A 13,584-nucleotide genomic window follows, 5' to 3' on the forward strand; every position below is an offset into this window, starting at 1 on the left:
CTCCCGTGACGACTGTGCAGGGCTTGGTCTGTTCGAGCAATGCTGGGGCCTGCCGACCCACGGGACTTCACGGTAACACCTCTGCGGACGTCCCGGAAACAACGCGCCGCGATTGTCCGCCCCGATGTGACGCGCACTACGCCGGGGTGGCCCCCACGGTGACTCCGGTGGTGCCGGGTCCGGTGCCGTACCGGCCCGCGCCGCCGTTCAGTTGCTCCTGCAGCGCGAGCGGAACGGTGATTTTGCCCGCTTCCCGATCGATGTTGTCGATCGTCGTGAGCGCCGCCGACAGGGCGGCGTCGGCCCGTGCCACGGCGACCGCGCCGTTGCCCTGGGCGGAGGCCGGACGTCCGGCGAGCACCGCCCCGGCACCGCGCGAGTCCAGCGCGCCCGCGAACCGGGCCACGACCGCGCCGCGGTTGCCACTGACGCCGTCCTCCACGTCCCGATCTCCGGTCAGCACGACCGCGACCTGCGCAGGCTGGACGGCGCCGTCGTCGTAGCTGACGAACCCGGCGCCGCGGAGCGTCTCGAGGGCCAGCGCCATCTCCTGGGCGGAACTCTGCGGCTGGCCCGTCTCCTTGCCGAGCATGAGGACCGAACCCAGCAGGTCGCCTGCGAGGCTGCCCTGGTCGACGGCCCCGGTCTTCAACGTGACACCCGCGGGGATCACGTTGTTGACGACCGTCCGCAACCGGTCGCCGCCCGTGGCGTCGACGAACGAGTCGGTCAACGACACCCGCCCGGTCACCGAACCCCCTGCCTGCGCGATCATCCGGTTGACCCCGTCGAGGTCGGCCGGGTCGGCATCGGGGGTCGTCACGACCATCACGGTGCGCTGCGCGAGCGAGTCGGCGACCACGCGGCCGCCCACCGCGGAATCGAAACCGTCGGCCGAGTTCAGCTGCTCGGTCAGTTGGTTGTTACGTTCGCTTGCGTTCTCCAGGTCGGTCTGCAGGTCCGCTTTGTCGTCGCGCAGCCCCGACACGAGACCACTCGACAACAGGCCGGAGCCCATGACCACGCCGATTGCCAGAGCCAGGAAGATCGCCGCTATGGAAATGGCATGTTGACGCAGAGAAATCACTTGAAGAACCCCTGAACCCACAACGCGAAGCTGTTCCACGTCGCGACGGCCCAGTCGAGTGCCTCACCACCCACGTTGGACACGACCAGGGCCACGATGACGGCCACGAGAGCGGCGAGGACGAGCAGCGCGATCGCGCTGCCCGACACCCGGCTGCGGTACAGCGTCGCCACGGCCTTCGCGTCCACCAGTTTCGGCCCGACCTTCAGCCGGGTCATGAACGCCGACGGGTTGCTGTCGCGGCGGCCGCGGTCGAAGAACTCGTCGAGCGAGACGGTGCTGCCGACCGTGACGATCAGCGACGCGCCGTGGTGGTCGGCCAGCAGCAGAGCCAGGTCGGACGGGGACCCGGACGCGGGAAACGTCATCGCCCCGATGCCGAGGTCCTGGATGCGCGACAGACCGGGTGCGTGACCGTCCTGGTCGGCGGGCAGCACCACCTCGGCGCCCGACTTCAGCGTCGCGCTGGTGATGTCCTCGGGGTCGCCGACGATGAGGTCGGGGCGGTAGCCCGCCGACTTCAGGACGTCGGCGCCTGCCCCGACGCCGATGAGGATCGGTGAGTACTCCTTGATGAACGGCTTGAGGTTCTTCAGGTCGGACGCGTGGTCCGGGCCGTCGGACACGATCACGACGTGCCGTTCCTTCATGTCGACGTCGACGTCGGGCACGCCGACCCCGTCGATCAGCAACGGACTCTCGGTGCGGATGAACTCGATGGTGTTGCCGGAGAACGCCTCGAGGTGGTCGACCAGACCGGTCTTCGCCTCGATCATCCGGTCGGAGATCTCCGCCTCGGTCTGTTCGTCGCCCTTGGCGATGCGCCGTTCCCCGGAGTAGACACCTCCCCCGTTCACCCGGACCTTGCTGCCGTCCTTGATGCTCTTGAAGATCTCGGCGCCCGCCGAATCCACCAGCAGGATCCCGTTGGCGACGATCACCTCCGGGCCGAGGTTGGGATACCGCCCCGAGATCGACGGCGACGCGTTGATCACTGCGAGAACGCCGGCCTTCACCAGGGCGTCCGCGGTTCCGCGGTCGAGGTCGAGCTCGTCGAGAACGACGATGTCACCGGGTCCGACGCGGCGCAGCAACTTGGCCGTGTTGCGATCCACCCTGGCGATGCCGCTGACCCCGGGCAAAGTTTCGGTGTTACGTGACAGCAGTGCCGGCATCTTCATGGATTCGATGATGGACCGGAAGCAGGACCGACCTGTGGAGGCGCGCCGAACCGTTTACCACATCAGTCACACCATTACCACGCGCGGCCGACGGCCCACCGGGCCGGATCAGGCGGAACGCTCGGCGCTGGCGGTCGCCAGCAACTCCTCCGCGTGCGCGCGACCGGTCTCCGTGTCGTCGAGGCCGGCGAGCATCCGGGCCAGCTCCACGACCCGTTCGTCGTCGGTGAGCGTGTGCACGCCACTGCTGACGACGCCGTCCTGGTCGTCGACCTTGTCGACTACCAGGTGGGTGTCCGCGAACGCCGCGACCTGCGGCAGGTGCGTGACGACGATGACCTGGTGCGTGCGGGCCAGCCGGGCCAGCCGCCTGCCGATCTCGACCGCCGCCCGTCCACCGACGCCGGCGTCGACTTCGTCGAACACCATCGTCGCGCCCGAGTCGGACCCGGCGAGCACCACCTCGAGGGCGAGCATCACGCGCGAGAGCTCACCGCCGGACGCGCTCTTGCTGATGGGCAGTGACTGCGCGCCGCTGTGCGCCGACAGCCGGAACTCCACTTCGTCGACGCCGGAAGATCCCGCGTGGAGTTCGGTGCCGTCGACGGTGAGCGGGGCCGTGTCCTGGGGTCCGGCGATCCGGGGCCGGACCGTCACCTCGAGCGCCGCCCGGCCCATTGCCAGACCGGCGAGTTCGGAACTGACGGCCTTGGCGAGTTTGGTCGCGGCCTTGACGCGGGCCGCGGTCAGTTTCGACGCCGCTTCCGCGGTCGACGCCGCCGACTCCTCCACCTGCTTCGTCAGCGCGGCCAGCGCATCGGAGGACACGTCGATCTTCTCGAGCCGCGCACGGGCGTTGTCGGCCCATTCCAGTACGCCGTCGACGTCGGCGGCGTACTTGCGGATGAGGTTTTTCAGCTCCGCCTGCCGGGACAGCAGAGAGTCCAGCGCTCCCGGGTCCGCCGGCAGTCCGGCGAGATACGTGGTGAGGTCCGCGGAGACGTCGGTGACCACTGCGATCGCGTCGGCGAGGCGGGGTCCGAGCCCGTCGAGTTCCGGGTCGGTGGCCGATTCGATCCGGGCCCGCGCCTCGGACAGCAGGTCCAGCGCGGGCGCGGCCCCGCCGTCGCCGTCCATGACGTCGCCGCCGGCGAGCGCTGCGTGTGCTTCTTCCGCCGCCGACCGCAGCGAGTCGAGTTCGCTGAGCCTGCGGACCTCCGACACGATCGCCTCGTCCTCGCCCGGGGTGGGGGCGACGCCGTCGATCTCGTTGAGAGCGAACGTCAGTTGGTCGGCTTCCTGCGCGAGTTCCCGGGTCCGACCGGTCCGTTCGATCAGTTCGGATCGCGCGGTCATCCACTCGTTGCGGTGTTTGCGGTACCGCGCGACCAGCGGCCCGACCGTCTTGTCCGCGAATCGATCGAGCGCGGCGCACTGCTGGTCCGGGCGAAGCAGCCGCAGCTGATCGTTTTGCCCGTGCACCGTGAGCAGCGGATCGGTGAACTCGGACAGCACGCCCGCCGGAACACTGCGCCCACCCAGGTGGGCGCGGGACCTGCCGTCGCTGCCGACGGTGCGGACCGCGATGATGGTGCCGTCCTCGTCCCGCTCGGCACCGGTCGATTCGAGCAGCCGGGACACGGCACGTTCGACGTGCTCCGAGCCTTCGTCCGTCATGAACCGGCCCTCGACGACGGCGCGCGGCGCACCGAGGCGCACCCGTCCCGCGTCTGCCCGCGCACCGCTGAGCAGGTGCAGGCTCGTCACCACCATCGTCTTGCCCGCACCGGTCTCACCGGTGAGCACCGTCAAACCTTCGTGGAACTGCGCCGAGGCCTCGGAGATCACACCGAGGTTGTCGATCCTGATCTCTGCCAGCACGTCTAGGGCTTCCTTCCTCGCCACCCGGTGACGGGCAGCTCGAACTTTCGCACCATCCGGTCCGCGAACGGCGCCGAATCCAGTCGTACCCACCGAACGGGTTCCTTGCCACGCACCACTTCGACGCGGGCGCCCGCGGGCAATTCGAGGGTCCGGCGACCGTCGCAGAACACCAGGCCGTCGTGGCTGCCTGCCACGGTCTCCACCGCGATCAGCGATTCCGGGCTCGTCACGAGGGGGCGCGCGAACAATGCGTGCGCGTTGCTCGGGACCACCAGCAGCGCCTCGAGTTCCGGCCACACGACGGGGCCGCCCGCCGAGAACGCGTATGCCGTCGACCCGGTGGGCGTGGAGATGAGGACGCCGTCGCAGCCGAACGCCGACACCGGCCTGCCGTCGACCTCGAGCACCACCTCGAGGACACCGAGCCGGGACCGGTTCTCGATGCTCGCCTCGTTGAGCGCCCAGCCCCGTTCGATGATCTCGTCGTCCACCCGGACCAGCACGTCCAGTGTCATGCGGTGTTCGATGCGGTATTCGCGGCGCACCACCTGGCCGAGCGCCTCGTCGAGGTGCTCGGCCTCTGTTTCCGCGAGGAACCCGATCCGGCCCAAGTTGATGCCCAGGACCGGAATGGACGCTGCCTGAGCGAGTTCCGCCGCCCGCAGGAACGTCCCGTCCCCGCCGAGGACGAGCACCATCTCGCACCCGAGGGCGGCGTCGGGGCCGGCCTGCACGATGGTGACTTCCAGCCCGGGAACCAGGAATTCGTCGGCGGCCATGCCGTCCATCGGTTCGATGCGGGTGCTGTCGACCTCGTCGACGAGGACGCGCATTCCGATCCCGGCCCGCTCGAAGATCTTGCCGACGCGCCGCGCGGTCTCCGTGATCTCGGCGCGACCCGGATGCGCCACCAGCAGGATCTCCCGCTCGCGTTGCTGGCCGCCGCTGCTTCCCCCGCTCACTGTGGTCCCTCCTGCACCGCGGTGCGGATCAACTCTTCTACCGACTCGACCGGTACATCATCCGTCCCGGGTGTGACATCCGCCCGGAGCCACAGGAAGTATTCGACGTTCCCCGACGGTCCCGGCAGCGGACTGGCCACCGCACCGACGGTACGCAGTCCGAGCGACGCTGCCGTCTTCGCGACGTCCAGTACGGAGGCGACCCTCAACTCCGGGTCACGCACGACCCCGCCGGAGCCGACGTGATCCTTGCCGACCTCGAACTGCGGCTTCACCATCGGAATCAGATCTGCGCCGTCGGTCACGCAGGCGACGAACGCCGGGAGAACGAGCTTCAGGGAGATGAACGACAGGTCGGCGACCACCAGTTCGACCGGTCCGCCGATCTGCTCGGCATCGATGGATCGCACGTTGGTGCGGTCGACGACGTGGACGCGGTCGTCGGACTGCAGCCGCCACACCAGCTGTCCGTACCCGACGTCCACCGCCACGACCTCCCGCGCGCCGTGGTGCAGCAGTACGTCGGTGAAGCCGCCGGTGGACGCGCCGGCGTCGAGGCAGCGCTTGCCGTCGACCGCGAGTCCGCGGGGGCCGAACGCTTCGAGCGCACCGAGGAGCTTGTGCGCGCCGCGTGATGCCCAGGACACTTCGTTGTCTACCTCGACCACCCGCAACGGGGTTCCCGCTTCGATGGCGGTGGCCGGTTTGGTCGCTGCCGCACCCGAGATCAGCACTCGGCCGGAGGCGATGAGTTCTTGCGCGTGTTCTCGGGACCGGGCCAGCCCCCGCCGAACGAGTTCGGCATCCACCCGTGCTCGACGGGCCACGTCAGATCTTGTCCACGGTGGCCAAGGCCTCCACCAGCACGTCGTGCGCCTTCTCGAGAAGGTGAGCCTTGCGCGGGATGACGCCGGCACCGTGTTCGTCGTCGGGATCGGGTTCGACGGCTCCGAGCCGCGACAACAATCCGTCGACCTCCGTGTGGATCTTCTCGGGGTCGACACTCTGAGGAGGCCCAGGTAGATGGGCTCCCGGGCGCGGTATTGGCGTGCTCATCGGGCACAACGCTAGTCCATCGCGATCCGATACGCATACAGCGAATCGCGTGACGAACAACGCGGGCTCTACCGCGTTTCAGGCACCCCAGCCGGACACGACCGCGCTCACCGCACGCGTCGTCGACGTGATCCGCGCGAAGTCGGGGAATTTCCATGCACCGACGGCAACGGCCCGCAGCAGCGCAGCCGAATCCATCGGCTCGGCCGAATCCGCGGTCGGTTCGATCACCAGATCGGTGCCGTCGAACTCGACGGACCACCGGCTGTCCTCACCGACGAGCGACTCGTCGGCGGGCCGGTTGAGCGCGTCCAATTCGGATGCGACGTAGGTGGGGCGCTGCTCCGGGGCGGCACGCAGGACGTCGATCGCAGTGCTCACGCCGGTGAGCACCAGCAGCGAGTCGAGACCGACGTTGTTGGCTCCTTCGATGTCGGTGTCCAGCCTGTCGCCGACGACGAGGGGCCGCACACAGCCGCTGCGGCGCATCGCATCTTCCATCAACGGCGCGGCCGGCTTACCCGCCACGAGTGGTTCACGGGACGTCGCTGTGCGCAGGGCTGCGACCATCGAACCGTTGCCGAGGACGAGGCCCCGCTCGGTGGGGAGGGTCGAGTCCAGGTTCGCCGCCACCCAGACGGCACCCGCGCGGATCGAGAGGGTCGCCTCGGCGAGGATCGCCCAGTCCGTGGTCGGCGAATGTCCCTGGACGACAGCGACGGGTGCGTCCTCGAACGAACGCACCGGACGCAGCCCAACGTTTCGGACCTCGTCGGCGAGCGCTTCGGTGCCCACGACGAGCACCGGCGAGCCGGGTGCGACGTTCTCCGCGAGCAGCCTGGCCGCGGACTGCGAACTCGTCACCACCGTCGACTCGCCGGCTTCGAAGCCGAGGTCGGTCAGGTGTTCCGCGACGTCGCCGGGACTGCGACTGGCGTTGTTGGTCACGTAGTAGCAGGACTGCATCCCGGCCGCCAAAGCCTCACGCGCACCGGGTATTTCCTGCGGCCCCTGGTACAGCGTGCCGTCCAGGTCGAGCAGCAGAGCGTCGTAATTTTCGCGCAGGGCCGTCACTGATCGTCTCCGGTCAGCTCGGCCACACGCTCCTCCGCGTCGGTGTCACCCTCGAGATCCGCGGCAGCGGAGTTGAGGAACCACTTGAGTCCGTCCTCGATACGACCGGCCGCCACCAGGGCATCGGCGTACGCGTAGAACAGACGAGCCGCACCGGGTCCGGTCCGTGCGGCGTCGAGATCGGGGGTCTGCAGTGTGACAACGGCCTGATCGAACTGTCCGAGGTCCATCCGAGCTCCGGCGACCACCATGCGCAGCTCGGCAGCCTCGTCACCCGACAGGGCTGCGGCTTCCTCGCTTCGCCCGAGTTCGATCGCACGCTCCGGGCGGCCGAGTCCACGCTCGCAGTCCGCCATCACCGCGAGCAGTCCGGGACCGCCCGCCATGCGGCGAGCAGCGCGCAACTCCGACAGCGCCTCCGCCCATTCGCCGGCGTGATATGCGGTGATGCCCGCGGCCTCACGCACGATAGCGATACGGCCCGCACGCTGGCGCGCGGCGCGGGCATGCGCGAGCGCAAGACGCGGATCGTCGTCGACGAGCTTGCCGGCCATCACCAGGTGACGCGCAACCGTGTTCGCGTTCGTCTTGTCCAGGCTCAGCAGGTCGCGGCGGACAGCGGGATCGAGCTCGCCGGCCTCGACGTTCTCGGGCAGATCCGGTTCGTCCGGACGGGCCTGCTGCCGCTGCGGACGGTCGCCTTCACGTCCGCGAGGCGCGAAGCCGCCCTCGCCGCCACGACGGGGTCCGCCACCGCGACGATCGCCACCGGCACCGCCACGGTTGTCGCGCGAATCGCGACGGGGACCACCGGACGAGCCACCACGACCGGAACCGCCGGCGCCGCCACGGTTACCACCGGACGCACCGCGATCGTTATGAGAGGCGCCGCCTCGACCACTTTGGGAGGCACCGCCTCGACCACTTTGGGAGGCACCGCCTCCGCGGAAGGACCGACGTCCGTCGTCACTCTCCGACACAGTCATTCCTTTCACACAAACCACGAAAGGGGACCCAGTATATTGGGTCCCCTTTCGGTAACGGATGTTCGGCGGTGTCCTACTCTCCCACACCCTGTCGGGTGCAGTACCATCGGCGCTGGAGGGCTTAGCTTCCGGGTTCGGAATGGGACCGGGCGTTTCCCCTCCGCTATGGCCGCCGTAACTCTATGAAACTGTCACACACGCTTCGCGTGTGAATCGAGTGAACGCTGAACCCCCCTTTTTTTGGGGGGCTTCGCCCACACACGATCCACGAAAAACGTGTGAATCGTGTGTGTTGTTTCAGATACTGCACAGTGGACGCGTAGCTTCTTTGTGGTAAGTCCTCGGCCTATTAGTACCAGTCACCTGCACCAGTTACCTGGCTTCCAGTTCTGGCCTATCAACCCGGTGGTCTGCCGGGGGCCTTACCCCCTCGAGGGGGTGAGAAACCTCATCTTGGAACAGGCTTCCCGCTTAGATGCTTTCAGCGGTTATCCCTTCCGAACGTAGCTAACCAGCGGTGCTCCTGGTGGAACAACTGGCACACCAGAGGTTCGTCCGTCCCGGTCCTCTCGTACTAGGGACAGCCTTCCTCAAGTTTCTAACGCGCGCGGCGGATAGAGACCGAACTGTCTCACGACGTTCTAAACCCAGCTCGCGTGCCGCTTTAATGGGCGAACAGCCCAACCCTTGGGACCTACTCCAGCCCCAGGATGCGACGAGCCGACATCGAGGTGCCAAACCATCCCGTCGATATGGACTCTTGGGGAAGATCAGCCTGTTATCCCCGGGGTACCTTTTATCCGTTGAGCGACACCGCTTCCACTTGCCGGTGCCGGATCACTAGTCCCGACTTTCGTCCCTGCTCGACCTGTCAGTCTCACAGTCAAGCTCCCTTGTGCACTTGCACTCGACACCTGATTGCCAACCAGGCTGAGGGAACCTTTGGGCGCCTCCGTTACATTTTGGGAGGCAACCGCCCCAGTTAAACTACCCACCAGGCACTGTCCCTGAACCAGATCATGGTCCGAGGTTAGAGGTCCAATACGATCAGAGTGGTATTTCAACAACGACTCCACACTCACTGGCGTGAGCGCTTCACAGTCTCCCACCTATCCTACACAAACCGAACCGAACACCAATACCAAGCTGTAGTGAAGGTCCCGGGGTCTTTTCGTCCTGCCGCGCGTAACGAGCATCTTTACTCGTAATGCAATTTCGCCGAGTCTATGGTTGAGACAGCTGAGAAGTCGTTACGCCATTCGTGCAGGTCGGAACTTACCCGACAAGGAATTTCGCTACCTTAGGATGGTTATAGTTACCACCGCCGTTTACTGGGGCTTAAATTCTCAGCTTCGCCACAAGTGGCTAACCGGTCCTCTTAACCTTCCAGCACCGGGCAGGCGTCAGTCCGTATACATCGTCTTACGACTTCGCACGGACCTGTGTTTTTAGTAAACAGTCGCTTCTCACTGGTCTCTGCGGCCCCACCCAGCTCACACTGCAAGAGTGATCACCGGACGAGGCCCCCCTTCTCCCGAAGTTACGGGGGCATTTTGCCGAGTTCCTTAACCATAGTTATCTCGATCGCCTTAGTATTCTCTACCTGACCACCTGTGTCGGTTTGGGGTACGGGCCGTGTGAAAGCTCGCTAGAGGCTTTTCTCGGCAGCATAGGATCACTGAATTCGCCTCATTCGGCTATGCGTCACCTCTCAGGCTGTATGAACGGCGGATTTGCCTACCGTTCGCCCTACAGGCTTACACCAGTATTACCACTGACTGGCTCAGCTACCTTCCTGCGTCACCCCATCGCTTGGCTACTACCAGATCAGGTCCCATGCATCCACATCCAGGGCCCCCGAAGGGACGTAAGGACGCTTCAGGATGGTTAGTATCACTGATTCACCAGGGGCGCGTTCACACGGGTACGGGAATATCAACCCGTTGTCCATCGGCTACGCCTGTCGGCCTCGTCTTAGGTCCCGACTCACCCTGGGCGGATTAACCTGGCCCAGGAACCCTTGGTCATTCGGCGGACGAGTTTCTCACTCGTCTTTCGCTACTCATGCCTGCATTCTCACTCGTGTGGCCTCCACGGCTGGGTCACCCCGCCGCTTCCATGGCCACACGACGCTCCCCTACCCACCCACACCACTGCCCACGACTCCGCAGAATCGAGGGGGTGCATTGTGTGAGTGCCGCAGCTTCGGTGGTGTACTTGAGCCCCGCTACATTGTCGGCGCAGGATCACTTGACCAGTGAGCTATTACGCACTCTTTCAAGGGTGGCTGCTTCTAAGCCAACCTCCTGGTTGTCTTCGCGACCCCACATCCTTTTCCACTTAGTACACGCTTAGGGACCTTAGCTGGCGATCTGGGCTGTTTCCCTCTCGACTACGAACCTTATCGCCCGCAGTCTCACTGCCGCGCTCTCACTCACCGGCATTCGGAGTTTGGCTGATTTCGGTAAGCTTGTGGGCCCCCTAGACCATCCAGTAGCTCTACCTCCGGTGAGAAACACGCGACGCTGCACCTAAATGCATTTCGGGGAGAACCAGCTATCACGGAGTTTGATTGGCCTTTCACCCCTACCCACAGCTCATCCCCTCAGTTTTCAACCTAAGTGGGTTCGGTCCTCCACGACGTCTTACCGTCGCTTCAACCTGGCCATGGGTAGATCACTCCGCTTCGGGTCTAGAACATGCCACTACGAACGCCCTATTCGGACTCGCTTTCGCTACGGCTACCCCACACGGGTTAACCTCGCGACATGCCACTAACTCGCAGGCTCATTCTTCAAAAGGCACGCCATCACCCCCAGCCACAAGTGGCTCGAAGGCTTTGACGGATTGTAAGCGCACGGTTTCAGGTACTATTTCACTCCCCTCCCGGGGTACTTTTCACCTTTCCCTCACGGTACTAGTCCGCTATCGGTCACCAGGGAGTATTCAGGCTTATCGGGTGGTCCCGACAGATTCACACCAGATTTCACGGGCCCGGTGCTACTTGGGTTTCCATCACGACAGTCGTCATGTTTTCGTGTACGGGATTCTCACCCTCTACGACAGGCCGTTCCAGACCACTTCCACTAACACAACGATTTCTTACTGTCGGCCAACACGGCAGCATCGACAAGATGAACCCCACAACCCCACGAATGCAACACCTGCCGGCTATCACACATCCATGGTTTAGCCTCTTCCGCTTTCGCTCGCCACTACTCACGGAATCACTATTGTTTTCTCTTCCTGTGGGTACTGAGATGTTTCACTTCCCCACGTTCCCTCCACACACCCTATATATTCAGGTGCGGGTAACACGACATCACTCGTGCTGGGTTTCCCCATTCGGACATCCTCGGATCTCAGCTCGGTTGACAGCTCCCCGAGGCTTATCGCAGCCTCCTACGTCCTTCATCGGCTCCTGGTGCCAAGGCATCCACCGTACGCTCTTCATTACTTACAACAAAGATGCTCGCGTCCACTGTGCAGTTCTCAAACAACACACAACCAACCATGCTCACGTCGCCACCAGCACCCGAAAACCGAAGCCTCCGAACCGATGTGACAACCACGATTGTTTGTCGTCACTTTCCTGTAGAGGAAACACTCACGTGTTCTCTCAGGACCCAACAGTGCATCGATATAACTCTTCTCCCACCGGCACTCGGGCCGGCAGCAGTGAAAAGAATGTTTGTCAGTGTTCCACCCATGAGCGTCTGCCGTTCCACATGTGGGAACGAAACAGTCTCTGCCAGAACATCATCCACTGACTGTTCAGTGGTGCACGTCTGGAGAATGCTCCTTAGAAAGGAGGTGATCCAGCCGCACCTTCCGGTACGGCTACCTTGTTACGACTTCGTCCCAATCGCCGATCCCACCTTCGACGGCTCCCTCCCACGAGGGGTTAGGCCACCGGCTTCGGGTGTTACCGACTTTCATGACGTGACGGGCGGTGTGTACAAGGCCCGGGAACGTATTCACCGCAGCGTTGCTGATCTGCGATTACTAGCGACTCCGACTTCACGGGGTCGAGTTGCAGACCCCGATCCGAACTGAGACCGGCTTTAAGGGATTCGCTCCACCTCACGGTATCGCAGCCCTCTGTACCGGCCATTGTAGCATGTGTGAAGCCCTGGACATAAGGGGCATGATGACTTGACGTCGTCCCCACCTTCCTCCGAGTTGACCCCGGCAGTCTCTTACGAGTCCCCACCATTACGTGCTGGCAACATAAGACAAGGGTTGCGCTCGTTGCGGGACTTAACCCAACATCTCACGACACGAGCTGACGACAGCCATGCACCACCTGTATACCGACCACAAGGGGGGCCACATCTCTGCAGCTTTCCGGTATATGTCAAACCCAGGTAAGGTTCTTCGCGTTGCATCGAATTAATCCACATGCTCCGCCGCTTGTGCGGGCCCCCGTCAATTCCTTTGAGTTTTAGCCTTGCGGCCGTACTCCCCAGGCGGGGCGCTTAATGCGTTAGCTACGGCACGGATCCCGTGGAAGGAAACCCACACCTAGCGCCCACCGTTTACGGCGTGGACTACCAGGGTATCTAATCCTGTTCGCTACCCACGCTTTCGCTCCTCAGCGTCAGTTACTGCCCAGAGACCCGCCTTCGCCACCGGTGTTCCTCCTGATATCTGCGCATTTCACCGCTACACCAGGAATTCCAGTCTCCCCTGCAGTACTCAAGTCTGCCCGTATCGCCTGCAAGCTCGAGGTTGAGCCTCGAGTTTTCACAGACGACGCGACAAACCGCCTACGAGCTCTTTACGCCCAGTAATTCCGGACAACGCTTGCACCCTACGTATTACCGCGGCTGCTGGCACGTAGTTGGCCGGTGCTTCTTCTGCAGGTACCGTCACTTTCGCTTCGTCCCTGCTGAAAGAGGTTTACAACCCGAAGGCCGTCATCCCTCACGCGGCGTCGCTGCATCAGGCTTTCGCCCATTGTGCAATATTCCCCACTGCTGCCTCCCGTAGGAGTCTGGGCCGTGTCTCAGTCCCAGTGTGGCCGGTCACCCTCTCAGGTCGGCTACCCGTCGTCGCCTTGGTAGGCCATTACCCCACCAACAAGCTGATAGGCCGCGGGCCCATCCTGCACCAGTAAACCTTTCCACCAACGGCCATGCAGCCGAAGGTCATATCCGGTATTAGACCCAGTTTCCCAGGCTTATCCCGAAGTGCAGGGCAGATCACCCACGTGTTACTCACCCGTTCGCCGCTCGTGTACCCCGAAGGGCCTTACCGCTCGACTTGCATGTGTTAAGCACGCCGCCAGCGTTCGTCCTGAGCCAGGATCAAACTCTCCGTTGAAGACTCTAGATTTCGACACCCCCGAAGAG

Annotated in this window: 8 protein-coding genes and 3 rRNA genes; all 11 read right to left on the reverse strand. The window is 64.1% G+C overall.

The window, feature by feature from the left end; translation table 11 throughout:
* Positions 1–136 precede the first annotated feature (136 nt).
* The 11 genes from ROP_RS03180 to ROP_RS03230 all read right to left on the reverse strand — a co-directional run bounded on the left by ROP_RS03180 (position 137) and on the right by ROP_RS03230 (position 13,555).
* Positions 137–1,087, reverse strand: coding sequence for a copper transporter (locus ROP_RS03180; RefSeq protein WP_012687915.1), 951 nt, complete (start codon positions 1,085–1,087; stop codon positions 137–139).
* The gene (gene steA / locus ROP_RS03185) at positions 1,084–2,268 is read right to left on the reverse strand and encodes a putative cytokinetic ring protein SteA (protein WP_012687916.1); all 1,185 of its coding nucleotides are present in this window, start codon (positions 2,266–2,268) and stop codon (positions 1,084–1,086) included. Before steA ends, ROP_RS03180 begins: the two co-directional genes overlap by 4 nt.
* A gap of 108 nt (positions 2,269–2,376) precedes the next feature.
* Positions 2,377–4,149, reverse strand: coding sequence for a DNA repair protein RecN (gene recN, locus ROP_RS03190; protein ID WP_012687917.1), 1,773 nt, complete (start codon positions 4,147–4,149; stop codon positions 2,377–2,379).
* Positions 4,150–4,151: 2 nt separating this feature from the next.
* Positions 4,152–5,114, reverse strand: coding sequence for an NAD kinase (locus ROP_RS03195; protein ID WP_012687918.1), 963 nt, complete (start codon positions 5,112–5,114; stop codon positions 4,152–4,154).
* Positions 5,111–5,941, reverse strand: coding sequence for a TlyA family RNA methyltransferase (locus ROP_RS03200; protein ID WP_012687919.1), 831 nt, complete (start codon positions 5,939–5,941; stop codon positions 5,111–5,113). The genes ROP_RS03195 and ROP_RS03200 overlap by 4 nt, the downstream gene beginning before the upstream one ends.
* Position 5,942: 1 nt before the next feature.
* On the reverse strand, positions 5,943–6,170 hold the full coding sequence (locus tag ROP_RS42505) for a hypothetical protein (RefSeq protein ID WP_050785034.1): 228 nt from the start codon (positions 6,168–6,170) through the stop codon (positions 5,943–5,945).
* Between the two features lie 78 nt (positions 6,171–6,248).
* A complete protein-coding gene (locus tag ROP_RS03205) occupies positions 6,249–7,244 on the reverse strand; it encodes an HAD-IIA family hydrolase (protein ID WP_012687921.1) in 996 nt (331 codons plus the stop codon).
* A complete protein-coding gene (locus ROP_RS40980) occupies positions 7,241–8,230 on the reverse strand; it encodes a tetratricopeptide repeat protein (protein ID WP_080512433.1) in 990 nt (329 codons plus the stop codon). Before ROP_RS40980 ends, ROP_RS03205 begins: the two co-directional genes overlap by 4 nt.
* Positions 8,231–8,290: 60 nt before the next feature.
* Positions 8,291–8,407, reverse strand: a 5S ribosomal RNA gene (gene rrf / locus ROP_RS03220).
* A gap of 152 nt (positions 8,408–8,559) precedes the next feature.
* Positions 8,560–11,693: ribosomal RNA gene (locus ROP_RS03225) — 23S ribosomal RNA — on the reverse strand.
* A 343-nt stretch (positions 11,694–12,036) separates the two neighbouring features.
* Positions 12,037–13,555, reverse strand: a 16S ribosomal RNA gene (locus tag ROP_RS03230).
* Together the 16S, 23S and 5S rRNA genes form the textbook arrangement of a ribosomal RNA operon.
* Positions 13,556–13,584: the final 29 nt, after the last annotated feature.

The sequence above is a fragment of the Rhodococcus opacus B4 genome, assembly GCF_000010805.1.
Lineage (GTDB): Bacteria > Actinomycetota > Actinomycetes > Mycobacteriales > Mycobacteriaceae > Rhodococcus_F > Rhodococcus_F opacus_C.

What these genes read in the sequence shown, in the direction of transcription:
- ROP_RS40980 (WP_080512433.1), bottom strand. Translation starts at nt 8,230, where the DNA reads ATGACTGTGTCGGAGAGTGACGACGGACGTCGGTCCTTCCGCGGAGGC.
- steA (WP_012687916.1), bottom strand. Translation starts at nt 2,268, where the DNA reads ATGAAGATGCCGGCACTGCTGTCACGTAACACCGAAACTTTGCCCGGG.
- ROP_RS42505 (WP_050785034.1), bottom strand. Translation starts at nt 6,170, where the DNA reads ATGAGCACGCCAATACCGCGCCCGGGAGCCCATCTACCTGGGCCTCCT.